This window comes from Streptomyces sp. NPDC002698 (assembly GCF_042888945.1).
GTDB lineage: Bacteria > Actinomycetota > Actinomycetes > Streptomycetales > Streptomycetaceae > Streptomyces.
On the sequence record NZ_JBIAQM010000009.1, the window covers coordinates 209,746 to 234,584 of the forward strand.

The 24,839-nt window shown below is 69.3% G+C and carries 15 protein-coding genes; 13 read left to right on the top strand and 2 right to left on the bottom strand.

All coding sequences use genetic code 11. The annotated features are described in order from the left end of the window. The first annotated feature begins 86 nt into the window (after nucleotides 1–86). The 3 genes from ACFYW9_RS16140 (at nucleotide 87) to ACFYW9_RS16150 (ending at nucleotide 6,533) form a co-directional block, all read left to right on the top strand. On the top strand, nucleotides 87–3,362 hold the full coding sequence (locus ACFYW9_RS16140; protein WP_389150009.1) for a GH92 family glycosyl hydrolase: 3,276 nt from the start codon (nucleotides 87–89) through the stop codon (nucleotides 3,360–3,362). 163 nt (nucleotides 3,363–3,525) lie between these two features. Further along, a complete protein-coding gene (locus tag ACFYW9_RS16145) occupies nucleotides 3,526–3,828 on the top strand; it encodes a trypco2 family protein (protein WP_389150012.1) in 303 nt (100 codons plus the stop codon). A gap of 23 nt (nucleotides 3,829–3,851) precedes the next feature. Further along, a complete protein-coding gene (locus ACFYW9_RS16150) occupies nucleotides 3,852–6,533 on the top strand; it encodes a tetratricopeptide repeat protein (protein ID WP_389150015.1) in 2,682 nt (893 codons plus the stop codon). 19 nt (nucleotides 6,534–6,552) lie between these two features. Here ACFYW9_RS16150 and ACFYW9_RS16155 read toward each other — a convergent pair whose 3' ends face one another. Further along, on the bottom strand, nucleotides 6,553–10,377 hold the full coding sequence (locus ACFYW9_RS16155; RefSeq protein ID WP_389150018.1) for a GH92 family glycosyl hydrolase: 3,825 nt from the start codon (nucleotides 10,375–10,377) through the stop codon (nucleotides 6,553–6,555). A 486-nt stretch (nucleotides 10,378–10,863) separates the two neighbouring features. Here ACFYW9_RS16155 and ngcE point away from each other — a divergent pair, with 486 nt between their 5' ends. From ngcE to ACFYW9_RS16200, 9 genes are all read left to right on the top strand, one after another. Beyond that, nucleotides 10,864–12,315 carry an N-acetylglucosamine/diacetylchitobiose ABC transporter substrate-binding protein gene (gene ngcE, locus ACFYW9_RS16160; protein ID WP_389150021.1) on the top strand — a complete coding sequence of 484 codons (1,452 nt, stop codon included), beginning with the start codon at nucleotides 10,864–10,866 and terminating at the stop codon, nucleotides 12,313–12,315. Nucleotides 12,316–12,397: 82 nt separating this feature from the next. Beyond that, nucleotides 12,398–13,330, top strand: a complete 933-nt coding sequence (locus ACFYW9_RS16165; RefSeq protein ID WP_389150024.1) for a carbohydrate ABC transporter permease — start codon at nucleotides 12,398–12,400, stop codon at nucleotides 13,328–13,330. 15 nt (nucleotides 13,331–13,345) lie between these two features. After that, nucleotides 13,346–14,284, top strand: a complete 939-nt coding sequence (locus ACFYW9_RS16170; protein WP_351861484.1) for a carbohydrate ABC transporter permease — start codon at nucleotides 13,346–13,348, stop codon at nucleotides 14,282–14,284. Between the two features lie 242 nt (nucleotides 14,285–14,526). After that, nucleotides 14,527–15,726 (top strand): ROK family transcriptional regulator, encoded by a 1,200-nt coding sequence (locus tag ACFYW9_RS16175; protein ID WP_329302111.1) that lies wholly within the window; start codon nucleotides 14,527–14,529, stop codon nucleotides 15,724–15,726. Between the two features lie 132 nt (nucleotides 15,727–15,858). Beyond that, nucleotides 15,859–16,959: a substrate-binding domain-containing protein gene (locus ACFYW9_RS16180; protein WP_389150120.1), complete on the top strand. Its 1,101-nt coding sequence runs from the start codon at nucleotides 15,859–15,861 to the stop codon at nucleotides 16,957–16,959. A gap of 181 nt (nucleotides 16,960–17,140) precedes the next feature. Beyond that, complete coding sequence (locus tag ACFYW9_RS16185) at nucleotides 17,141–17,929, top strand: ATP-binding cassette domain-containing protein (protein WP_037621840.1); 789 nt, start codon at nucleotides 17,141–17,143, stop codon at nucleotides 17,927–17,929. After that, the gene (locus tag ACFYW9_RS16190; RefSeq protein ID WP_351861483.1) at nucleotides 17,926–19,215 is read left to right on the top strand and encodes a sugar ABC transporter permease; all 1,290 of its coding nucleotides are present in this window, start codon (nucleotides 17,926–17,928) and stop codon (nucleotides 19,213–19,215) included. The genes ACFYW9_RS16185 and ACFYW9_RS16190 overlap by 4 nt, the downstream gene beginning before the upstream one ends. Nucleotides 19,216–19,443: 228 nt before the next feature. Then, the gene (gene dxs / locus ACFYW9_RS16195; RefSeq protein ID WP_389150031.1) at nucleotides 19,444–21,375 is read left to right on the top strand and encodes a 1-deoxy-D-xylulose-5-phosphate synthase; all 1,932 of its coding nucleotides are present in this window, start codon (nucleotides 19,444–19,446) and stop codon (nucleotides 21,373–21,375) included. A gap of 148 nt (nucleotides 21,376–21,523) precedes the next feature. Further along, complete coding sequence (locus tag ACFYW9_RS16200) at nucleotides 21,524–23,047, top strand: amino acid permease (protein ID WP_389150034.1); 1,524 nt, start codon at nucleotides 21,524–21,526, stop codon at nucleotides 23,045–23,047. Between the two features lie 131 nt (nucleotides 23,048–23,178). On the opposite strand, the gene ACFYW9_RS16205 is transcribed toward ACFYW9_RS16200, so the two are convergent. Further along, complete coding sequence (locus tag ACFYW9_RS16205; RefSeq protein ID WP_351861478.1) at nucleotides 23,179–23,559, bottom strand: NTP pyrophosphohydrolase; 381 nt, start codon at nucleotides 23,557–23,559, stop codon at nucleotides 23,179–23,181. Nucleotides 23,560–23,755: 196 nt separating this feature from the next. Between ACFYW9_RS16205 and ACFYW9_RS16210 the strand changes: the two genes are divergently transcribed. Continuing rightward, nucleotides 23,756–24,772: a hypothetical protein gene (locus tag ACFYW9_RS16210; RefSeq protein WP_389150037.1), complete on the top strand. Its 1,017-nt coding sequence runs from the start codon at nucleotides 23,756–23,758 to the stop codon at nucleotides 24,770–24,772. The last annotated feature ends 67 nt before the right edge of the window (nucleotides 24,773–24,839 follow it).

Here is a 24,839-nt window from a genome sequence, read left to right on the forward strand (position 1 = left end):
CCGTGGTACCCGTGGCGCACGTTACTGTCCCTGCGGCTTGTGCGACCCGTGGTGCGCGACCCGTCCGAAGGAGGAGGGGCCGCGTCATGCGTTTCCGTCCGTCATCGTTACTGCTGGCCGTCGCCCTGACGGTGGCCGGCGCCACCCCGGCGCTCGCCGCGCCTCCGTCGGGGCCGCCGGAACTCGTCCAGGACCCCACCGCGTACGTCGATCCGCTCATCGGCACCAAGAACGGCGGCAATGTCTTCCCCGGTGCCGTCACGCCCTTCGGCATGCTCTCCTGGAGCCCGGAGAACACCCGCGGGGACGCCACCCGCACCGCCGCGCCCGGCGGCTACCAGTACGACGCCACGCGCGTCCGGGGCTTCAGTCTCACCCACATGTCCGGAACGGGATGCGCGGGCGGCAGCGGCGACATCCCGTTCTTCCCGTACGCCGGTGAGGTCACCTCGTCCCCGGCGACCGACACGAAGGACGCCGTCTACGCCGCGGGGTTCGCGCACTCCGACGAACTGGCCGAGCCGGGCCACTACAAGGTGGGGCTCGCCTCCGGCGTGACCGCCGACCTCACGGCGACCGCGCGCACCGGCTCGGGCCGCTTCACCTTCCCCGCCGACAAGCCCGCCTCGATGCTGGTCCGCACCGCCAACTCCGAGGTCGGGTCGACGGATTCGACGGTGCGCATCGACCCGGCGGCCAGGACCGTCTCCGGCTCCGTCACCTCCGGCAACTTCTGCGGCTACCTCGACCCCGAGGGGCAACGCTCCTACTACACCCTGTACTTCACCGCCCGCTTCGACCGCGCCTTCAAGACCACCGGCACCTGGCAGGACGACCGGCTGAGCCCGGGGGCCACCGAGGCGAGCGGCGGCACCGGAGGCTTCGCACAGGGCGGCCGGCCGCTCGCGGGCAAGGGCGCGGGCGGCTATGTGGAGTTCGAGCCCGGCACCGACCCGGTGAACGTCAAGGTCGGCATCTCCTACGTCAGTCAGGAGGGCGCCGCCGCCAACCTGGACGAAGAGAACCCGCCGTCCCGCTCCTTCGCCTCCGTCCAGCGCGCCGCCCACCGTGCCTGGCGTGAACGCCTCGGCGCGATCGGCGTCGGCGGCGGCACCGACAGCGACCGCACCACCTTCTACACCGCGCTCTACCACTCCCTCCTGCACCCGAACGTCATCAGTGACGCCGACCGCAGATACCGCGGCCCCGACGACAAGGTGCACAAGGTCGGCCGGGGTCACGAGGCGCAGTACGGCACCTTCTCCGGCTGGGACGTCTACCGCTCCCAGGTCCAGCTGCTGACCCTGCTCGACCCGGACACCGGCTCCGACATCGCGCAGTCACTGCTCGAACTCGCCCGGCAGAACGGGGGAGTCTGGGACCGCTGGCTGCACGGCGCGAGCGGCACGCACGTCATGAACGGCGACCCGTCGGCGCCCGCCCTCGCGGGCATCCGCGCCTTCGGCGGCACGGACTTCGACCTGCGCGGCGCCCTCGCCTCCCTGGTGAAGGCGGCGACCGTGCCGACCGAGCAGGACCTCTCACCGGCGGGCAAGCCCGTGCTCTCGGTGGGCCAGCGCCCCTCGCTCGACAAGTACCTCGAACACCACTACATGCCGTCCGTGTCCAACGCCTGGGGCGGCGCGGCCGAGACCCTGGAGATGTCCGGCGCGGACTTCGCGATCTCCCAACTGGCCAGGGCGGCAGGGGAGAAGAAGACCGCGGCCGACTTCGCCGAGCGCTCCCAGTGGTGGCAGAACAACTTCAACATCGCGGCCGACCCCGGCGGCGGCTACATCGCCAACCGCAAGGCCGACGGGAGCTGGGTCACCGGCTTCACCCCGGCGACCGGCAACGGTTTCGTGGAGGGGACCGCCGCCCAGTACACCTGGATGGTCCAGCACGACCCGGCGGGTCTCTTCGCGGCCATGGGCGGGCGCGCCAAGGCGCTCGACCGGCTCGACACCTTCTTCCACAACGCGGACGGCAGCTGGGCGTTCACCGGCAGCGGCGGCGACAAGTCCGAGCTGGACAACGAGCCGTCGATCAACGTGCCCTACCTGTACGACTACGCGGGCGCGCCCCACAAGGCGCAGGAGACCGTCCGTGCGGCGATGAACAGGCTCTGGTCGACCGGGCCGGGCGGCATCCCCGGCAACGACGACCTCGGTGAGATGTCGTCCTGGTACGTCTTCTCCGCGCTCGGCATGTATCCGCAGGTGCCCTCCCGCGCCGAACTCACCCTGTCCTCACCGCTGTTCCCGAGGATCGAGATCGAGCGTCCGGGCGGCGCCGACATCGAGATCCGGGCCCGGGGCGCGGCCGCGGACGCCCCGTACGTCCGGTCGCTGCGCGTCGACGGCCGTACCAGCGAACGGCCGTGGCTCCCGGCCTCCTTCGTCCGCGAGGGCGGCACGCTCGACTACACGCTGTCCGCGACACCCGACAAGAGCTGGGGAAGCGCCGAGGCGGCCGCGCCTCCCTCCTTCCGCACGGGCGAGCAGCCGTACCAGATCGGGGTGGGGCCGACCGCGGCGACGCTCGCACCCGGCGGCAGCGCCGCGCTCGACATCCGCGCCCTGGCCCTCGGCGGCGGCGCCGGGCCCGAGGTCCGCTTCCACGTGGACGTGCCCGCGGGAGTGACGGCGGCCCCGGCCGAGGGCACGGTGAGCGACGGTGCCCAGCGGATCGTCCTCACCGCCGACGACGACGCCGAGCAGGGGTTCTACGACGTCAAGGTGACCGTGACCTCCGCCGACACGTCGTACGCGCAGCCGGTGGCGCTCACCGTCGCGGCCCCGGGATCCCTCCTCGCCGCCTACGACAACACCGGTGTCTCGGACGACACCGGTGATCACTCCGAGGCCGACTACGACGGCGGCGGCTGGAGCTACTCCCGGCAGGCCCTGGCCGACGCGGGACTGAGCCCGGGCGGCCGGGGCACGGTGGACGGTCTCGCCTTCACCTGGCCGAAGTCCCCGTCCGGCCGTCCCGACAACGCCTCGGCCACCTCGCAGACCATCGAACTGAGCGCCCCCGCGAGCCGGTTGTCCTTCGTCGGCAGCGCCGTGAACGGCAACCAGAAGACCACGGCGACCGTCACCTACACCGACGGCGGCACCGACTCCGTCGACCTGTCCTTCACCGACTGGACCGTCGGCGGCGGGGGCGGAACCGTCCAGTACGGCAACGTCACCGTCGCGAGGACCGCCTACCGCAACGTCGCCGGAGCCGGCAAGGACCCGGTGGCCACCTACGTCTTCGCCACCAAGCCGTTCACGGCACCGGAGGGGAGGACGATCAAGAGCGTCAAACTCCCGGACAACGCGGACCTGCACGTCTTCACCCTCGCCACCGGCTGAACCGTCGAGCGCGTCCGGCCCGTCGGAACGGGCCGGACCGCCACGGCGGTGCGCCCGCCGCGGCGTTCCCCCGATTCCCGCGTGGCCGTCCGTGCGGCCGGGAATAATCGTCCCGCACGTCGGAGCGGGTCTCTGGCGGACACGGGGGAATCGGGGAATGGCTGTGGGAAATCTTGGACTGGCCGAAACCATCGCCGCGTTGCGCGAGGAACTCACCGAAGCGGTCGCCGCCGGCGCGGACGCGGACTTCCGTTTCGGTGTCGGACAGGTGCAGCTGGAGATCAGTGTCGGCATCACCCGAGAGGCGAGCGGCACGGGGCGCGCCAGATTCTGGGTGCTGGAGCTGGGCGGCGACGGCGGGTACCGCAAGGAGGAGATCCAGCGGATCACGCTGACCCTGGAGGCGCCCGCCGACCGTTCCGGGAGGCCGGTCCAGGTGACGCGTGACTCTCTCACCAGGCCCTGACCCGGCTGCCCCGGACGGCATCGGTGATCAGCCCGGTCGATCGCGCGGTGGAGGTGCTGCGCAGACGCGCTTCCGGCGTCTGGAGCGTGGGTTCCGGATACCTGGTGGGCGGCAGGCTGGTGCTCACCGCCGCGCACAACGTCCTCACGGACGGCGGTGCCGACGACCTGATCAGCGTCAGGCGCGGGGACGGATCCCGGCTGGCGGCGGACGTACTCGCCGCGGAGAGGGACGGGGACATCGCCCTGCTGCGGGTGTCCGCCGATCCTTCCCTGGGCGACATGCCGGCCGTGCGCTTCGCCCGGGTCGACCGCCGCCAGACCAGGCTCGTCGAGAACTGCTGGGCGATCGGCTACCCGGGGTGGAACGAACACCCGGCGGACGGCGCCGGCGTCCCCCTGCGCGACAGTGTGCAGATCCAGGGGGTCATCCCACCGGGTTCCAACGTGCGGCGCGGACTGCTGGAACTGCGGACGACCTCCACGCCGGAACAGCTGGGACCGCGCGCGGGTCACACCTCGCAGTGGCGCGGCATGTCCGGGGCAGTGGTGTTCGGCGACCACCCGGAACTCGGGGCGCTGGCCGTCGGAGTCATCACCGAGCACCATCTGCCCGAGGGGGCGTCGACCCTGACCGTGGCTCCGGTGACGGGGCTGACGGCGCTGGGAGAGGGCGCGCCGTGGTGGCGGGACCTCGGACTGGGCAACTGGGCCGTCCTGCCGCACGCCCGTACGGGCACCGGACGCCGGGCGGCCCGGTACACGCGTCTGGGCCGCGCGGTGGCGGACTTCACCGACCGGGAGAGGACGCTCGCGAAGGCGGCCGTCCTGCTCACCGACCGCCTGGCGGACAGCGCCCCCGTGCTGGTCCTCCACGGCATGGCCGGTGTCGGAAAGACACAGCTGGCCACACAGATCGCCCACCATCTGGGACCCACCTTCTGGCACGCGCGCATCCAGGTGGACCTCGGCGGCGGCCACTTCGACGTGTCCACCGACGCCGCCATGATCCAGGCTCTGCAGGCGTTCGGGCTCACCGGCGACAGACTGCCGCCCGACGCGCCCGCACGCCGTGCCGAACTCCAGAGGCGACTCGAAGGCGGCCCCAGCCTCCTCGTGCTGGACAACGTGGCCGAAGTGGCCCGGATCGTTCCGCTGCTTCCCGTCTCGCCGGGCAGCGCCGCGCTCCTCACCAGCCGCTCCGAACTCCCCTCGGTCACCGGAGCGGAGCGGCTGCCCGTCGAACCGCTGCCCACCGCGGAGGCGCTGCGGCTCTTCGAGCGGATCGTCGGTGCCGAACGGATCGCCCGTGAGCCGAGTGCGGCGAACGGCATCGTCACCCTTCTGGGGGGCCTGCCCCTTGCCATCCGCATCGCGGGAGGGAATGTTCTTGCCCTGAGGAGGCCGTTGAGCGTCCACGCCATGCTGCTGGCCGACGAGCGGCAGCGCATCTCGCAGCTGGAGGGTCGTCTGGACGGCGAGGACATCGGGGTACGAAGCACGTTCGAGCTCAGCTACCGGGCCCTGCGGGAGGACACCCGCCGTCTGTTCCGGCACCTCGGCCTGCTCCCCGGAGCCGACTTCGTGCCCGAGCTGTCCGCGAGGTGCGCGGACCTCGGACCCGAGGAGTCCGAACGGCTGCTCGGCGAACTCGCCGACCGGCAGCTGGTCGAGGTCATGGACGTCACGGGCGGCCGCTACCGGCTGCACGACCTGCTGCGCCTGTACGCGAGGGAGCACGCCGAGCGCACGGAATCGGAGGCCGAACGGAGGGAGGCCGTCCGGCGCTCCCTGGGGTGGTACGCGGACCGGATGGACGGCTGGATGAGCCGGCCAGGAGCCCACGAGCTGCCGCCCGAGGAGGCGATCGGGTGGTTCACCGAGGAACACCTCAACGTGCAGGCGGCCGTGCGCCAGGCGTACGAGAGCCAGGAGTGGGAGCCGCTCCTGAGGCTGGCGGGCTCGCTCTACGGGCTGCTCTTCCACCGGAGCCACTGGGAGGAGATGGAGGCGGTCAAGGCCATGGCGGTGGAGGCGGCACGCCGAGTGGGCGACGAACCCGCCGAGCTGGGCTCGCTCATCCACCTCGCCGAGGCGCGACGCCTGCTGGGACGCCGGCAGGAGACCACCGCACTGTACGAGCGGGCACTGGAGATCGCGCGCGGCGCGGGCGACGAGGACAGGACGGCCTGGATCCTGACGCACTTCGGCGATCTCCAGTGCGATCTCGACCGTCCCCAGGACGCTCTGCGCCGCTACGCCGAAGCCCGGGCCATCTACCGGCAACGCGAGGACAAGGGCGCCGAGATCTGGCTCGCCGCGCACATGGGCGACGCGTACCGGCAGATGGACCGTCCCGAGGACGCGGCACGCGTGCTGACGGAGGCTCTGGCGGAGAGCCGACGCCGCGGGGACGCCGCCGAGATCGTCTGGGGCCAGTGGCATCTCGCCCTGGCGTACGACCAGATGGGCCGGTACGCCGACGCCGAGGAGGTTCTTTCGCCCGCGATCGCGTTCCATCGCGACCGGGGCGACCGAGCGGGGCTGGCGACCATGCTCACCGTCCTCGGAGACATCCACCTCCACGCCCGGCGCCCCGCCGCCGCCCGTGAGGCGTACGGCGAGGCGCTGGAACTGGCTCGTTCGCTCGACGCCCCGCGCCGCGTGGAGGAGCTCGAGGCGGCGCTGGAACGGACGTCGGACTGAGCGTCCCCGGCGGCGGGCGTCAGGCCAGCAGTTCCACCTCCGCGAGGGTCGACTCGCCGTCGAGGACGAGACGGTAGTGGGCGTACGAGCCGGGCGTCGCGACCGTGAACGCCCGGGTCTGCCTGTCCCAGGGGAAGGACTCACCGGAGCGCTTGTCGAGGTCCGTCCAGGTGGTCCCGTCCGAGGAACCCTGGAGGGTCCACCCGCTCGGCGCCTTCGTGCGGTCCGCCGAGGTCAGCGTGTACCGGACTCCCTCGGTGCCGGAGCCGACCGGCAGGTCCACCGAGGTGACGGTGGCGTCCGTCGCCGAGGTGTTGTCGAACAGGGCGCCGTCCCCCTCGAGCGTGTCCGCGCGCGGCGACGGCACCTTGTCGTCCTCGGTGACCGACACCGGTGCCGCGTCCTTGCCCGTGCCCCACGAGGAGGGTTCGGCGCCCATGTCGAACTCCAGCACTCCGCCACGGCTGATCAGCGAGTGGGGGAGCGAAGTCGAGTTCCACCGCTTGCCGTCGAACCGGACGCCCTGCACGTACACGTTCCTCGCGCTGTTGCGCGGGGCCTTGATCACCAGGTCGTGGCCGTTCTCCAGGTGGACCGTCACCTTGGTGAACAGCGGGGAGCCGATGGCGTACTCGCCGCTGCCCATCACCAGCGGGTAGAAGCCGAGCGAGGAGAAGAGGAACCAGGCCGACTGCTCGCCGTTGTCCTCGTCGCCGTGGTAGCCCTGTCCGATCTCGCTTCCGGTGTAGAGACGCGAGAGGACCTCGCGGATGTTCTTCTGCGCCTTCCAGGGCTGCCCGGCCGCGTCGTACATGTAGTTCACGTGATGGGCCACCTGGTTGGAGTGCCCGTACTGGCCCATGCGCACGTCCCGGGCCTCGGTCATCTCATGGATGACACCGCCGTAGGAGCCCACGATGTCCGGAGAGGCCGTCTCGGGGGTGGAGAAGTACGTGTCGAGCTTGTCCCCGAGCGCGCCGCGGCCGCCGTACAGGTTGGCGAGACCGCGCGAGTCCTGCGGCGCGGTGAACGCGTACCCCCAGCCGTCGGTCTCCGTGTAGTCGTAACCCCACACGCGCGGGTCGTACTTCGCGGAGTCGACCCGCCAGTCGCCCTTGGCGTCGCGGCCCTGGAAGAAGCCGGCCTTGGAGTCGAAGAGGTTCACGTAGTCCCGGGAGCGGTCGAGGAAGTAGTCGGACTCCTCCTTGTAGCGCTTCTCGCCGGTCTTCTTGTAGAGCGCCTTGCCCATCTGAGCGATGCCGTAGTCGTTGACGTAGCCCTCCATGGCCCACGACAGCCCCTCGTGGGTGGAGGTGCTCGTGTAGCCGAGGAAGGGCGAGGTGGCCATGCCCTTGCGGCCCACTCCGGACGTCGGCGGGACGACCGTCGCGTTCTTCAGGGCCGCCTCGTACGCGGACTTGGCGTCGAAGCCGACGCCCTTGACGTACGCGTCCGCGAACGCCACGTCGGACGAGGTGCCGGTCATCAGGTCCGCGTAGCCGGGCGAGGACCAGCGCGAGGTCCAGCCGCCGTCCTTGTACTGCTGCACGAACCCGTCGACCATCTCACCGGCCTGACCGGGCGTCAGGAAGGAGTAGGCGGGCCAGGTCGTCCGGTAGGTGTCCCAGAAGCCGTTGTTGACGTACACCTTGCCGTCGACGATCTTCGCCCCGGTGCGGGTCGGGGTGTCCGGGCCCGGCATGGGGGAGAACGGCGAGGCGTACTGGTACTTCGTACCCACCTTCTCGAAGCCGGAGTTCGGGTACAGGTAGAGCCGGTACATGCTGGAGTACAGCGTCGTGAGCTGGTCCGGCGTGGCGCCCTGGACCTCGACCTTGCCCAGGATCCTGTCCCACTGCTTGCGAGCGCCCTTCTTGACCGCGTCGAAGGACGTGCCGTCCGGGATCTCCTGGCGCAGGTTGTCCTTGGCCTGGTCGAGGCTGATGAGCGAGGTGGCCAGGCGCAGGGTGACGGTGCGGTCGGAGCCGGGCCTGAACTTCAGATAGCCCTTGACGCCGCTGGAGGAGCCCTCGGTCACGGGCGCGTCGAAGACCCCGTACACGAAGAGCCGGGTGGCGCCGGTCGACAGGCCGGACTTCACGTCCGAGTAGCCGGTGACGACGCCCGCCGAGGTGTCGAGCGTCAGGCCCGCCTGCTCGGTGACGTTGTCGAAGATCACGCTCGCGTCGTCGCCCGGATAGGTGAAGCGCAGGGCGGCGGCGTGATCGGTCGGGGCCAGCTCCGCCTTGAGACCGTTCTCGAACGTGACGCCGTAGTAGTACGGCCGCGCGGTCTCGTTCTCGTGCCGGAAGGCCAGTTCGCGGGCCGTGCGGCCGGTGTCCGGGGCGCCGGAGGCGGCCGACGGCATCACCTGGAAGGTCTGCCGGTCGCCCATCCAGGGGCTCGGCTCGTGGCTCGCGCTGAACGCCTGGACGGTGGGCAGGTTGTCCGCGTTGTTGTCGCGGGCGTAGTCGTACAGCCAGCTCAAGGAGCCCGCGTTGGTCACCGGCGTCCAGAAGTTGAAGCCGTGCGGTACGGCGGTCGCCGGGAAGTTGTTCCCGCGTGAGAATCCGCCGCTGGAGTTGGTGCCGCGGGTCGTGAGCGCGTAGTCGGCCAGATGGGCCGCGGGCTTCCGCGGAGCGGCCGTCCTCAGCGCGACGTCGTCCAGCCAGCCGCGGAACTTCGCGGGGCCCTTGGGGGAGTCGTACGCGAGGACGATCCGGTCGACGGTCTTCCCGGCCGCGACGGAACCGATCCGCGAGGTCACGTTGTTCCACTGGTTGACGTAGAGCACCTTGGCGGCGCCCTGGCCCTGCGGAGTCAGCGTGAATCCGTGCTGGTCCACGGCGTTGAGAGAGCTCAGCGAGGTGCCGTCGGTGAAGACCAGGTCCACGGCCGCGTTCGTGGCGTCGTAGTCCCGGTCGCCGTCCGCCATCGAGGGGAAGATCCGGTACGACAGCTCGGTGTCACGCCCGACGGCGACGTTCACGTCGAACACCTTGTTGTACGAGTACGCCCGGCCGTCGCCCTTGTGGGTGCCGGCGTAGCGCAGGGCCCGCTTGCCCGTGAAGCCCGCGCCCGCCTTGGCGGTCGGCGAGCCGCTCGGCCCCCGGTCCACGAGCGAGAGCATGTCCTTGGGCGTCGGGTCGTCGCTCCGGCCCGTCGAGAACTGGACGTCGGCGATCTGGAGGATGTCGCCGCCGTTGTTCTTCGTGACGTCGAGCCGGAAGTGCTGGTACTCGACGGGGTTCTCGATGTCGTACGACTTCGTCTGGAACCGCTCGCCGAAGGATTCGCCGGAGCGGGTGTCGAGGGTCTTCCAGTCCTTGCCGTCGGCGGAGCCCTGGAGGGTCCAGTCCCGCGGGTCGCGTTCGTCGTGGTCGTTTGCGGATGTGAGCGCGTACGTGACCGTCTTGACCGGCGCGTCCAGGTCGAACTCCGCCCAGCCGGTGGGCTCGAAGGTCAGCCACTTGCTGCTCGGCTCACCGTCGGCGAGGTTCTCCTTGACCTCGCCCGCGCCGGTGTTCTCGCCGCTGGCCCGCACGTCGGTGACATGGTCGGTCACATTGCCGGGGATGCCGGTGCTGTAGCCGCCGTCGACCCCGGAGGACCGCTTCGTCCCGTCGGGAGCGGTGTCCACCGTGTTGAGCCAGTCCGGGGCCCGATCGCCCGATTCGAACGAGGAGCCGAACTCCCTGTCGGGCTTGGCCGCTTGGGCGGGCAGGGCGACCGCGACGCCCTGGGAGGCCGCTAACAGGGCGAGGACCGCCACCCCCAGCGCCGCCGGGGAACGCCATCCGGTCCGCCGCGTGGAACTCTGTCTGTACCGAGCGCTGTGCTGCATGCGCGAGCACCCTCCCTGCACCTGGACAACGTTGTCAAATTCGATGCGCAAGGACCATTTGGGCGTCAAGTTGACAGTGATGTCAAGGGTGTTGGGTGCGCCATCCGGGGTGAATGTGTTGTGACGAACCGTGCATTGCGTTCAATGCGGGGGCCGGCGTCCTGTGGATCTTCGCCGGGGTGGTCCTGGGGTGCCCCATATTTCCGTGAGGTCTCAACTCGGAAAAGACCGACGGCCAAACCTGCATTCGATCTTGCTCCGTTGGCGGGAAGTGGACTATACCTGTCGCGTCCGGCCAGTCGATCGACAGGCTCTGGACAGGCAGGACCCAGGGGGGAATTTCGCGGGACGGCAGAGCGTGGTCCATACACGCAATGCCGGTTCGTCCCGGTGAATCCCCCATGCACGACCCCAGCTTGACCTAACCGCGGTGCCGGGGAGGATCCGGTTCACCGCCTGAGTCCTGGAGAAGGCGAGGACTTGAGCATGGGATCCACTTCCGCCGAGAACAACAGCCCCGAGGGTGTCGGCCGCCGTGACCTCATCAAGAGGTCGGCCGCACTCGGTCTGATCACCGTCCCGACGATGAGCTTCCTGTCCGCCTGTGCGAGCGGCGGGGGCGACGAGGGCAAGTCGGGCGACAAGGGCACCGGCAAGACCAGCAAGGACAACCCCTTCGGCGTGAAGAAGGGCGGCGGCAAGCTCGACGTCGTCGTCTTCAAGGGCGGTTACGGCGACGAGTACGCCAAGTCGTGGGAAGCGGCCTTCGACAAGAAGTGGGGCACCACCAGCGCCCACACCGGCACCCAGGAGATCACCGGCAAGCTCCAGCCGCGCTTCAACGGCGGCAACCCGCCGGACATCGTCGACGACTCGGGCGCCCAGCAGATCAAGCTGGACGTGCTCTACAAGAACGGCAACCTGCTCGACCTGGCGGCGGTCCTCGACGCCCCGTCCATCGACGACCCGTCCAAGAAGGTCCGCGACACGCTGATCCCGGGCACGCTCGACCCGGGCCTGCAGGGCGGCAAGGTCGTGGCCCTCAACTACATCTACACGGTGTGGGGGTTGTGGTACTCCGGCAAGCTCTTCAAGGAGAAGGGCTGGGAGGTGCCCAAGACCTGGGACGACTTCCTCGCCATCTGCAAGGACGCCAAGTCGCAGGGCATCGGCGGCCTCGCGCACCAGGGCAAGTACCCGTACTACATCAACGTCGCCATCATGGACCTGATCGCCAAGCAGGGCGGTCTGGACGCCATGAAGGCGATCGACAACCTCGACCCCAAGGCGTTCGTCGGGTCCGACGCCGCGAAGGCGGCCATCGAGGCCATCTACGAGGTCGTGGAGAAGGGTTACCTGCTGGCCGGCACCAACGGCCTGACCCACACCGAGTCGCAGACGCGGTGGAACCAGTACAAGGCCGCGTTCATCACCTGTGGCTCCTGGCTGGAGAACGAGCAGCTCAAGCAGACCCCGGCCGACTTCGACATGAAGTTCATGCCGATGCCCAGCCTGCCGGGCGACAAGCTGCCGTTCGAGGCGATCCGGGCCGGCTCGGGCGAGCCGTTCATCATCCCGGCGAAGGCCGCGAACCTGCCCGAGGCCCAGGAGTTCATGCGCTCCATGCTCTCCAAGGAGTGGTCGACGCTCTTCGCCCAGAAGGCCAACTCCCTCACCATCCTCAAGGACGGTGTGTCCGACGGCGTGCAGCTGCGTCCCGGTACGCAGTCCACGGTCGAGGCCTCCAAGGCGGCCGGCGACAACTCCTTCAACTACCTGTACCCCAACTGGTACAGCGAGATGGACGTCTCCATCCAGAACGCGTCCAACGAGCTGATGGCCAAGCGCATCCAGCCGAAGGAATGGCTGAAGCGGGCCCAGGCGGCGGTCGACAAGGCGGCGAAGGACCCGGAGTCCAAGAAGAACCACCGCGACTGATCACGTAAAACCCGGAACATCGGGGTCACGCACGCCCGGAACACCCGGGCCGCGCACATCCGGAACACCAGGGCAGGATGCCATGCGAAAAGGGCAGTACCGGTTCGTCGCGGGGTTTCTCCTCGCACCTTTGGCGCTGTATCTGATCTTCGTGATCTGGCCTTACCTACAGACCATCGGTTACTCCTTCACCGACTGGAAGGGTCAGTCGCAGACGTTCGGTTTCGTCGGCCTGGACAATTACGAGGCGTTGTTCCAGGACGACGTATTCCTCCAGGCGATCTGGCACAACATCCTGTTCCTGGTGTTCATCCCGGTGATCACCATCCTGCTCGCCCTCTTCTTCGCCTTCATGGTGAACGCGGGCGGGCGGGGCGGCGCCGGTGGCGTACAGGGCGTCGCCGGGTCGAGCTTCTACAAGATCGTGTACTTCTTCCCGCAGGTGCTGTCGCTCGCGATCGTCGCGGTGCTCTTCGGGGCCTTCTACCGCAGTGACAGCGGCGGTCTGCTCAACGGCCTGCTCATCAAGCTGGGCCTGGTCGACGCGAACAGCCCCGTCGAGTGGATGAACGAGCCCAACCTGGTGCTCTGGTGCCTGATGGCGGTCGTCGTCTGGCACGGCGTCGGCTTCTATCTGGTGCTGTTCTCCGCGGCCATGCAGTCCATCCCGAAGGACATCTACGAGGCCGCGCTGCTGGACGGCGCGAGCCGCACCCACACCTTCTTCCGGGTCACCCTGCCCCTGCTCTGGGACACGGTGCAGACCGCCTGGGTCTATCTGGGCATCATCGCGATGGACATGTTCGTCCTCGTCTCGACGATGACCCAGGGCACCGGCTACGGAGGCGGGCCCGACCACCACAGCGAGGTCATGGCGAACGTCATGATGCGCAACTTCCTCTACTTCGGGAAGAGCGGCTACGCCTGCGCCATGGGCGTCGTCATGCTCCTCCTCACCCTGATCCTGTCCGTGGTCACGCTGCGCGCCACCCGCCGCGAGCGCATCGAGTTCTGAGCGGGAGACACGACTATGAGCGCACCCATCACGGAGCCGGCGAAGGTCGACGGCGCCGGAGTACCCCCGCAACGAAACGCCAGGAAGGCCCCGCCACGGCCGGGTGACAAGCGGACCGAGGGCATGGCCCTCAACGTCTTCTCGCACGGCTTCCTGGCCCTGTGGGCGATCCTGATCATCCTGCCGCTGCTCTGGCTGGTCCTGAGCTCCTTCAAGACCGACGCGCAGATCGGCGGTTCGGCCCTCGGCTGGCCCTCGAACTGGCAGTTCGACGTCTTCAGCCGGGCCTGGAACAAGGGCATCGGCGACTATTTCGCCAACACCCTGATCGTCCTGGTGTTCTCGGTCCCGCTGACCATGCTGCTCGGCGCGATGGCGGCCTACGTACTGGCCCGCTACGAGTTCCCGGGCAACCGGCTCGTGTACTACTTCTTCGTCGGCGGGGCCATGTTCCCCGTCTTCCTGGCCCTGGTGCCGCTGTTCTTCATGGTCAAGCGTCTCGACATGCTGAACAGCTACCAAGGCCTGGTCCTGGTGTACGTGGCCTACTCGCTGCCGTTCACGGTGTTCTTCATGCACGCCTTCTTCAGGACGCTGCCCACGGCGGTCTTCGAGGCGGCGGTGCTCGACGGGGCCTCGCACACCCGGGCGTTCTTCCAGGTCATGCTGCCCATGGCCAAGCCCGGCCTGCTCAGCGTCGGCATCTTCAACGTGCTGGGCCAGTGGAACCAGTACATCCTGCCCTCGGTGCTGATGCAGCCGCAGACCAGTTCGGACCCGGAGCGCTACGTCCTGACCCAGGGCCTCATCCAGCTCCAGCAGCAGCAGGGGTACGCCACCGATCTGCCCGTGCTGTTCGCCGGCGTGACGATCGCCATGGTCCCCATGCTGATCGTCTACCTGTCCTTCCAGCGTCAGGTCCAGGCAGGTCTCACTTCGGCGACTCTCAAGTAACGAATCGTCCCGTCCGTCACATGCGCCACCTCCGTCCCGGGGGTGGCGCATGTGTGTCCGGGTGAGGCCAGGAGTCGAACATGACTGGGCGACCCTGATTTTCGTCAAGGACTTGACTGCGGTAACCCGTTCAGCGGAGCTTGGAGTTCACAACTTGTAAGTGACCGGGGTCCCGTTGACGTGACCCAGATCACACGGGCGGCATCGGGGCCGCCCGGCTGAGGGCAGGAGTGGATGAGTCGATGGAGACTCCGGGGTCGCAGTCGTCGCTGCACCGAGCCAATCTGGAGCGCGTCGTGCGGGCGGTGCGCCTGGCCGGCTCGCTCACGCAGGCGGAGATCGCGAGGGCGACGGGCCTGTCGGCCGCGACCGTTTCCAATATCGTCCGTGAACTCAAGGACGGCGGAACGGTCGAGGTCACACCCACTTCGGCGGGCGGCCGCAGAGCGCGCAGCGTGTCCTTGAGCGGGGACGCCGGGATCGTGATCGGTGTCGACTTCGGGCACACCCATTTGCGCGTCGCTGTCGGAAATCTGGCCCATCAGGTGCTGGCCGAGGAGTCCGAGCCGCTGGACGTGGACGCCTCCGCCGCGCAGGGCTTCGACCGGGCCGAGGAACTGGTCAGCCGCCTGATCGCGGCGACGGGGGTCGACCGTTCCAAGATCGCGGGCGTGGGCCTCGGCGTACCGGGCCCCATCGACGTGGAATCGGGCACCCTGGGGTCCACCTCGATCCTGCCCGGCTGGACCGGCGCGAGGCCCGCCGAGGAGCTGCGGGGGCGGCTCGGCGTGCCCGTCTACGTGGACAACGACGCCAATCTGGGCGCGCTCGGCGAGATGGTCTGGGGCAGCGGTCGCGGGGTCCGGGATCTCGCGTACATCAAGGTCGCCAGCGGCGTCGGCGCGGGGCTGGTCATAGAGGGCAAGATCTACCGCGGTCCAGGTGGCACAGCGGGAGAAATCGGGCATATTACACTTGATGAATCCGGCCCCGTCTGCCGTTGCGGCAACCGCGGCTGTCTGGAGACCTTCGCGGCGGCGCGCTATGTGCTGCCGCTCCTCCAGTCCAGCCATGGTACCGATCTGACCATGGAGGGCGTGGTCAGGCTGGCGCGGGACGGAGACCCGGGCTGTCGTCGGGTGATCGCCGACGTCGGCCGTCACATCGGCAGTGGAGTCGCCAATCTCTGCAATTTGCTGAACCCGAGTCGGGTGGTCCTCGGCGGCGATCTCGCCGAGGCCGGCGAGCTCGTCCTCGGGCCCATCAGGGAGTCTGTCGGCCGCTACGCGATCCCCAGCGCCGCACGTCAACTCTCGGTGTTGCCAGGCGCACTCGGGGGCCGTGCGGAGGTGCTCGGGGCGCTCGCTCTCGCACTCAGCGAGATGGGTGATTCGACCCTTTTGGACGGTTCTCTATCGGCCGGTACTCCTGCCTTCACTTAGAGAACGCATGGCACCGTTGCCATCTCGTTAAGTATTTACTTCTTGACGTCGCACGTGTGGCCGAGTTGACTCCAGTCCACCTCGGCCGCAACGACGCGGCCTCGTCAGGGAGGTTTAAGAATGAACACGCAGATGCGTCGTGCCGCCGTTGCCGTTGCCGCTGGTGCAATGGCTGTCTCTCTCGCCGCCTGTGGCAGCGCCAAGGAGTCGGACCCGGGCAGCGACAGCTCCGCCAGCTCGGCGAAGAAGGGCGACGCGATCAAGGTCGGTCTGCTCCTTCCGGAGAACCAGACGGCCCGCTACGAGAAGTTCGACAAGCCGCTGATCGAGGCGAAGGTCAAGGAGCTCACGAACGACAAGGGCGAGGTCGTCTACGCCAACGCCAAGCAGGACGCGAGCACCCAGAACCAGCAGGTCGACACGATGATCACCAACAAGGTGGACGTGCTGATCATTGACGCTGTGGACGCCGCCGCGATCAAGAGCTCGGTCCAGAAGGCCAAGGACGCCGGCATCCCGGTCGTGGCCTACGACCGCCTCGCGCAGGGCCCCATCTCGGCCTACACCTCGTTCGACAACAAGACGGTCGGCAAGACGCAGGGTGAGGCGCTCCTCTCCGCGCTCGGCTCCAAGGCCAAGTCCGGCAAGATCGTCATGATGAACGGTTCGGTCACCGACCCGAACGCCGCTCAGTTCAAGGCCGGCGCCCACGAGGTGCTCGACGGCAAGGTGAACGTCGGCAAGGAGTACGACACCAAGGAGTGGAAGCCGGAGAACGCCAACGCCAACATGGAGGCGGCGATCTCGGCTCTCGGCAAGAAGAACATCGTCGGTGTCTACTCCGCGAACGACGGCATGGCCGGCGGTATCATCACCGCGCTGAAGGCCGCCGGCATCAAGGTCCCGGTCACGGGTCAGGACGCCGAGCTCGCGGGTGTGCAGCGCATCCTCGCGGGTGAGCAGTTCATGAGCGTCTACAAGCCGTACGCCCCGGAGGCCGACGCGGCCGCCGAGCTGGCCGTCGCGCTCGCCCAGGGCAAGTCGCTCGACTCGGTCGCCAAGGACAAGGTCGACAGCCCGACCGACAAGCAGATCCCGTCCCTGCTGGTCCCCGTCACCTCGCTGACGAAGGAAAACATCAAGGACACCGTCGTCAAGGACGGTCTGTACACGGTCAGCGACATCTGCACCCCGGCGTACGCCGCGGCCTGCAAGAAGGCCGGCCTGCAGTAAACAACCGCGAGTAGCCAAACGCGTACGGGAATTCGATACTGAATTCCCGTACGTGGCTCGTGTGATCCAAAGCTCCTCCGGTGCCCCGCATCCAACAGCCCCGCAAGCTAAGCGGGGCACCGGACGGAACCCCCACCGCATACTTCTGCACAACCTCCCGCCGGGTCAGGCGGCGAAGGAGATGGTTCACGTGTCCGCTACGCCTGTTCTGGCGTTGCGCGGGGTCTCCAAGCGATTCGGTGCCGTCCAGGCGCTCACCGATGTAGAGCTTGAGGTCCACGCCGGTGAAGTGGTCGCCCTGGTGGGCGACAACGGCGCCGGAAAGTCCACGCTGGTGAAGACGATCGCCGGCGTGCACCCCATCGATGAGGGCTCCATCGAATGGGACGGCAAGGCCGTTCAGATCAACCGCCCGCACGACGCCCAGAACCTGGGCATCGCGACGGTCTACCAGGACCTCGCGCTCTGCGACAACATCGACGTCGTGGGGAACCTCTACCTGGGACGCGAGCTCAAGAAGCGCGGTGTCCTGGACGAGGTCGAGATGGAGCGCCGCTCCCGCGAGCTGCTGGACACGCTGTCCATCCGCATCCCGAGCGTCCGCATCCCGATCGCCTCGCTCTCCGGCGGTCAGCGCCAGACCGTGGCGATCGCCCGTTCGATGCTCGGTGAGCCCAAGCTCGTCATCCTCGACGAGCCCACCGCGGCCCTCGGCGTCGAGCAGACCGCCCAGGTTCTCGACCTGGTCGAGCGGCTGCGCGAGCGCGGCCACGCGGTGATCCTCATCAGCCACAACATGGCTGACGTGAAGGCCGTGGCCGACAAGGTCGCCGTTCTGCGTCTGGGACGCAACAACGGCATCTTCGAGGTCAAGTCGACCTCGCAGGAAGAGATCATTTCCGCCATCACGGGCGCCACGGAGAACGCCGTGACCCGTCGTGCGGCGCGCAGCGGGGAGGCTCAGAAGTGAGCATCGACAAGACTTCTGAGACCGGTTCCCACGAGGTGGCGAACCCGGAGGCGGCCGCCAAGGCGGTCACCGCCGTCGACCCGCGCCTGCTCGTCCGTGAGCAGGGCTTCGCCGGTTACGTCGGCGAGTTCAAGCGCAAGATGAAGTCCGGTGACCTGGGTTCCATCCCGGTCGTCATCGGCCTGATCGTCATCTGGGCGATCTTCGCGAGCCTGAACGAGAACTTCCTCACCGCGGGCAACCTCTCCGACATCTCCGTCGCCATGGTCGGCACGGGCATGATCGCGGTCGGCATCGTCTTCGTGCTGCTGCTCGGTGAGATCGACCTGTCGGTCGGTTCGCTCTCCGGTCTGGCCGGCGCCACGTTCGCCGTGCTCAGCGTCACGCACGGCATGAACGAGTGGCTGGCGTTCGTCCTGGCCATCCTCACCGGCACGGTCGCCGGCGCGGTCCAGGGCTTCGTCTTCGCGCGCATCGGGGTGCCGGCCTTCGCCGTCACCCTGGCGGGTCTGCTGTTCTGGAACGGCTTGATGCTCCAGATCCTCGGCAGCAACGGCACCATCAACCTGGACAGCGAGGGCGTCGTCGCCAAGCTGACCAGCTACTACTTCACCGATGTCGCCGCCGCCTACGCGCTCGCGGTGGTCGTGACCGCCGGGTTCTTCCTGAGCTCGTTCCTCGGCAACAAGCGTCGCGAGGCGGCCGGTGTGCCGTCCCGCCCGGTGAGCGAGACCATCGCCCGCACGGTGCTGCTGGGCATCCTCAGCTTCGGCGTGGCGATCATGTACAACCAGTACAAGGGTCTGCCGCTCGCCGTGGTGATCTTCCTCGCGGTCCTGCTGGTCACGGACTTCGTTCTGCGCCGCACCACGTTCGGCCGGAAGATCTTCGCGCTCGGTGGCAGCGTCGAGGCCTCCCGTCGTGCCGGTATCAACGTCGAGCTGATCCGCATCTCGGTCTTCTCGATCTCCGGCACCTTCGCCGCCGTCGGCGGTCTGTTCATCGCCTCGAAGATCGCCTCCGCCAACCAGGGCGCGGGCGCCGGTGACCTCCTGATGAACGCCATCGCGGCGGCCGTCATCGGTGGCACCAGCCTCTTCGGCGGCCGTGGCCGCACCTGGAACGCCCTGCTGGGTGTTCTGGTGATCGTCTCGATCCAGTACGGTCTGGCCCTGCAGGGCATCGCCTCGCCGGTCCAGTACATGATCACCGGTGGCGTTCTGCTCGCCACGGTCGTCATCGACGCCGTCACCCGCAAGACCCAGAAGACCGCGGGTCGCGCGTAGGGTTTCCACCCACCCAGGCCTGTGCCCGGCACCAATGGCGGTGCCGGGCACAGTCGCGTCCGGTGCCCGTCGAGGCGCCGGGCGCAGCCACGTCCGGACGGGAACGCGTATTCCGTCCGGTTGGGCCGTTCGTGTGGCGTGGATCGCCAGACCCGGCCCGCGCCCGAAAAGGCGGAACATTAGACTCGACGAACCCGGCAACAGCTCGATCACTGCAAGGAGGCACGGGTGGCGCTGCTGACCCGCATCACGGGACCGCGCGATCTGGACCGGCTGACCCTGGAGCAGCTCGACCAGCTGGCCGGGGAGATCCGGACCTTCCTCGTCGACGCGGTCTCCAAGACCGGCGGCCACCTCGGCCCCAACCTCGGTGTCGTGGAGCTGACCATCGCCCTGCACCGCGTCTTCGAGTCACCGAAGGACAGAGTGCTGTGGGACACGGGACACCAGTCCTACGTCCACAAGCTGCTCACCGGCCGGCAGGACTTCTCCCGGCTGAAGATGAAGGGCGGTCTGTCCGGCTACCCGGCGCAGGCCGAGTCCGAGCACGACGTCATCGAGAACTCGCACGCCTCCACGGTCCTCGGCTGGGCCGACGGACTGGCGAAGGCGAACGAGGTCCTCGGCCGGAACGACCACGTGGTCGCCGTCATCGGTGACGGCGCGCTCACCGGCGGCATGGCCTGGGAGGCGCTGAACAACATCGCCGACGCCAAGGACCGCCCGCTGGTCATCGTCGTCAACGACAACGAGCGCTCGTACGCGCCGACCATCGGCGGCCTCGCGAACCACCTGGCGACCCTGCGCACCACGGACGGCTACGAGCGCTTCCTGGCCCGCGGCAAGGACCTCCTGGAGCGCACGCCGGTCGTCGGCAAGCCGCTCTACGAGACCCTGCACGGCGCGAAGAAGGGCCTGAAGGACTTCATCGCCCCGCAGGGCATGTTCGAGGACCTCGGCCTGAAGTACGTCGGCCCGATCGACGGCCACGACATCGAGGCCCTGGAGTCGGCGCTCGCCCGCGCCAAGCGCTTCGGCGGCCCGGTCATCGTGCACTGCCTGACCGAGAAGGGCCGCGGCTACCAGCCGGCCCTCCAGGACGAGGCCGACCGCTTCCACGCCGTCGGCAAGATCCACCCGGACACGGGCCTGCCGATCGCCTCCTCCGGCGCCGACTGGACCTCCGTCTTCGGCGAGGAGATGGTGGCGCTCGGCAAGGAGCGCGAGGACATCGTCGCGATCACCGCCGCGATGCTCCAGCCGGTCGGCCTGGACCGGTTCGCCAAGGCGTTCCCCAAGCGGGTCTACGACGTCGGTATCGCCGAGCAGCACGCCGCCGTCTCCGCGGCCGGCCTCGCCACCGGCGGACTGCACCCCGTCTTCGCCGTCTACGCGACCTTCCTGAACCGCGCCTTCGACCAGGTCCTGATGGACGTGGCCCTGCACAAGTGCGGTGTCACCTTCGTCCTGGACCGCGCCGGTGTCACCGGCACCGACGGCGCCTCGCACAACGGCATGTGGGACATGTCGATCCTCCAGGTCGTCCCGGGCCTCAGGCTCGCGGCGCCGCGCGACGCCGACCAGGTGCGTGCCCAGCTGCGCGAGGCCGTCGAGGTGAAGGACGCGCCCACCGTGGTGCGCTTCTCCAAGGGCGCGGTCGGCCCGGCCGTCCCCGCGGTGGGCCGGATCGGCGGCATGGACGTCCTGCGGGAGCCCGGCACCGACGCCCCCGACGTGCTGTTGGTCTCCGTCGGCGCGCTCGCCCCGATGTGCCTGGAGATCGCCGCTCTGCTGGACCGCCAGGGCATCTCCACCACCGTCGTGGACCCGCGCTGGGTCAAGCCGGTGGACGAGGCCATGGCGCCGCTCGCCGAGCAGCACCGCGTGGTCGTCACCGTCGAGGACAACTCCCGGGTCGGCGGTGTCGGCTCGGCGATCGCGCAGGCGCTGCGCGACGCGGGCGTCGACATCCCGCTGCGCGACTTCGGCATCCCGCCGCGCTTCCTCGACCACGCCTCCCGCGCCGAGGTCATGGCCGAGATCGGGCTGACCGCGCCGGACATCGCCCGGCAGGTCACCGGCCTCGTCGCCAAGCTCGACGGCCGCTTCGACAGCAGCGCCGCGCAGGCCGTGGACGCGGTACAGCCCGCGCGCGACTGACGCCTCCGGGCACGGCCGATGGGCCGGTTTCAGCACCCTGTACGGGTGGTGAAACCGGCCCGTCTGCGTGATACGCGCCGCGTCGGGGCATACGTGCTACCTGCCCTCTCGATCATGTCGGAGGACGACAAGCGTGGGAGGTACGTCCGTGAGCAACACCCTCTTCAGGACGAAAAGGGTCGAACAATCGATTCTGGACACCGAGGAACCGGAGCACGCGCTCAAGAAGTCGCTGTCCGCTCTGGACCTCACTGTCTTCGGTGTCGGCGTCATCATCGGCACCGGCATCTTCGTCCTCACCGGCAAGGTGGCCAAGGAGAACGCGGGGCCGGCGGTCTCGCTGGCCTTCGTCGCCGCGGGTGTCGCCTGCGCCCTGGCCGCCCTGTGCTACGCGGAATTCGCCTCCACGGTCCCGGTCGCGGGGTCCGCGTACACGTTCTCCTACGCGTCCCTCGGCGAGCTGCCCGCCTGGATCATCGGCTGGGACCTGGTCCTGGAGTTCGCGCTCGGCACGGCGGTGGTGGCCGTCGGCTGGTCGGGCTACGTGCGCTCGCTGATGGACAACGCGGGCTGGCACATGCCCGAATCGCTCAGCGGGCGCGAGGGGGCCACCGGGTTCGGCTTCGACATCCTCGCCTCCGCGCTGGTGCTGGTGCTCACCGCCATCCTCGTCATCGGCGTGAAGCTCTCCGCCCGGATCACCACGCTGGTCGTCGCGATCAAGGTCACCGTCGTCCTGGTCGTGATCATCGCGGGCGCCTTCTTCATCAAGGGCGACAACTACAAGCCGTTCATCCCCGACGCGCAGGCCGTGGAGGCGGGCAGCGGCATCAAGTCACCGCTGATCCAGCTCATCTTCGGCTGGGCGCCGACCAACTTCGGCGTGATGGGCATCTTCACCGCGGCGTCCGTCGTGTTCTTCGCCTTCATCGGCTTCGACGTGGTCGCCACGGCCGCCGAGGAGACGAAGAACCCGCAGCGGGACATGCCGCGCGGCATCCTCGGCTCGCTGATCATCTGCACCACGCTCTACGTCCTCGTGTCGATCGTGGTCACGGGCATGCAGCACTACAGCGAGCTGTCCATCGACGCCCCGCTCGCCGACGCGTTCAAGGCCACCGGGCACCCCTGGTACGCGGGCTTCATCAGCTTCGGCGCCGCCGTCGGACTGACCACGGTCTGCATGATCCTGCTGCTCGGCCAGACCCGTGTCTTCTTCGCGATGAGCCGCGACGGACTGCTGCCGCGCTTCTTCTCCCGCGTGCACCCGAAGTTCCGCACCCCGCACCGGCCGACCATCCTGCTCGGTGTGATCATCGCGATCCTCGCGGGCTTCACCAGCCTCAGCGAGCTGGCCGAACTGGTCAACATCGGCACGCTCTTCGCCTTCATCGTGGTCGCCGTCGGCGTCGTCGTCCTGCGCCGCACCCGCCCCGACCTGCCCCGCGCCTTCCGCACCCCGTGGGTGCCGTGGGTGCCGATCCTGTCGGTCCTCGCAACGCTGTGGCTGATGCTGAACCTGCCCGCGGAGACCTGGCTGCGGTTCGCGATCTGGATGGTGGTCGGCGTCGTCGTCTACTTCCTCTACGGGCGCAGGCACAGCCTCCTGGAGCGCCACCCGGAGACGGGTACGGACGGCACCCGGACCCCGCCCGGCGGCGCGGCCGGGTAACCACCCGGCGATGTCCGTACCGGCCCCGTGCCTCCCGCGTCCCGGCGTGCGGGCGCGGGGCCCCGTACGTTCCGCGCCCACCCGAACGCGCGCGCTTGGTACGTGGCGGTGCGGGGCCCGGCGCGAGCCGGTCAGTCCTCGGGCGCCCGGTGCACGGTCCGGGGACCCGTGACCTTCGCGCCCAGTTCGCCCACCCGCCGCCGCAGTTCGCGGTCGGCCGTGACGACCAGGCGGGGGCGGCCGGGTGCCGCGGCGACGAGCTCCACGATCCGGTCGTCACCGTCGCCCGGGGCCTCGTCCACCCGGACGCCGGGAACCGGGGCCACCCCCCGGGCGACGCCCTCCACGACGAGGACGATGTCCAGCGGACCGGGATGACCGGGCACCCCGGCCTCCGCAAGGCCGGCCAGCCGGTCCCGGAGCCGCACGGCCGCCGCGCGCCGGTCGCGCCACCAGCCGTCGGGCACGGATCCGACCACATTGGCACCGTCCACGATGAGCAGAGTCGTCATGGCTTCACCCTGCCAGAGGCGGCCACCGGCCCGGCCGCGCGTCATGACGGACGCGGTCCCGGCCACGAACGGCTTCCGCGCCGGGCTGCCGCGCGGCGCCGAGCGCCGGCGAACGGCTGACGGGTGCGGGGCGTTCGATCCGGCAAGAGGCATCCCCCGGATCACCGGGCGGGCCGCCCCCGATTAAGGTGAACCGGTGAACGTCGACTGGCTCATACGCGGTCGCGACGGCAGGCTCAGTGTGTACCTGCTGTCGGAGGCCACCGTCCGCTGCCGGGCGGAGCACGGACCCGGCGGCCCCTGGGGCTCCGCCCGCACGGTGGGGGGCGAACAGCGCCTGCACTCCGTACTGGCCCTGGGGCAGGGACCCGACCGCTACACCCACCTGGTCTCCTGGCGCCCCACGGTCAAGGGCGAGTCGGGTCTCGTCCACTCGACCCACTTCCGGCCGGACCTCGCCGCCCTGGACTGGAACCCGATCGGTCACCCCAACCGCACCGGGGACCGGACGGGCAACCCCGCCGTCGCGGTCGACGCCCAGGGGCGCGCCCATGTCTTCGTGCGCAACAAGGGCGGTGGGGTCAGCATGATCGCCCAGAAGGAGAAGGGCGGCTGGGGGCCCTGGCGCGACCTCAAGGGGCATGACGTACGGGGCGACCTGGCGGCCGTGACCGGGATGTCCGGCCGGGTCGAGCTGTACGCGGCCGTGGCGGGCGGCCTTCTGCACTGGAGCCAGGAGGAGCCGGGCGCGGTACCCGCCCTGGACGAGGCGCTGGAGGCACCGGTCCGCCCGGACACCCTCCAGGCGCTCACCACCTCCGCCGGCTCCACCACGCTCTTCTTCACCGACGACTCGGGCGATGTGTGTGTCTGGCGTCCCGGCACCAGGCCCGTGCCCCTGCTGGCCTCGGCCGGCCCGGGTCCCGTCCGTGTCATCCGCTGCGAACTCGACGGCCACGACTGCACGTTGCTCGCCCAACGCGCGGCGAGCGGCCGGGTGGCCTTCGCCGCCTATCCGACCGAGGACGAGTCGGCGGGCGCGTGGTGGACGGAGTCGGGGCCCGAACTCCCCGCCGACGCCCTGCTGTCGCTGACGGAGGACGAGGAGGGCCGGGTGGTCGCCGCGACGCTCTCCCCGGGAACCGGAGAACTCCGCGTCACCCGGCGCAAGGACGAGCCGGGGATCGCCCTGGAGGCATGGCGGGCGGTCTGACACCGCTCACACGGACAAGGGCCCGGCCGGTACCCGAACGGGTACCGGCCGGGCCCTTGTCCGTCGG

Excerpts from the sequence above, each read along its gene's own strand:
- ACFYW9_RS16140 (WP_389150009.1), top strand. The coding sequence starts at position 87 with ATGCGTTTCCGTCCGTCATCGTTACTGCTGGCCGTCGCCCTGACGGTG.
- ACFYW9_RS16155 (WP_389150018.1), bottom strand. The coding sequence starts at position 10,377 with ATGCAGCACAGCGCTCGGTACAGACAGAGTTCCACGCGGCGGACCGGA.
- ngcE (WP_389150021.1), top strand. The coding sequence starts at position 10,864 with ATGGGATCCACTTCCGCCGAGAACAACAGCCCCGAGGGTGTCGGCCGC.
- ACFYW9_RS16165 (WP_389150024.1), top strand. The coding sequence starts at position 12,398 with ATGCGAAAAGGGCAGTACCGGTTCGTCGCGGGGTTTCTCCTCGCACCT.
- ACFYW9_RS16170 (WP_351861484.1), top strand. The coding sequence starts at position 13,346 with ATGAGCGCACCCATCACGGAGCCGGCGAAGGTCGACGGCGCCGGAGTA.
- ACFYW9_RS16175 (WP_329302111.1), top strand. The coding sequence starts at position 14,527 with ATGGAGACTCCGGGGTCGCAGTCGTCGCTGCACCGAGCCAATCTGGAG.
- ACFYW9_RS16180 (WP_389150120.1), top strand. The coding sequence starts at position 15,859 with ATGCGTCGTGCCGCCGTTGCCGTTGCCGCTGGTGCAATGGCTGTCTCT.
- ACFYW9_RS16185 (WP_037621840.1), top strand. The coding sequence starts at position 17,141 with ATGGTTCACGTGTCCGCTACGCCTGTTCTGGCGTTGCGCGGGGTCTCC.
- ACFYW9_RS16205 (WP_351861478.1), bottom strand. The coding sequence starts at position 23,559 with ATGACGACTCTGCTCATCGTGGACGGTGCCAATGTGGTCGGATCCGTG.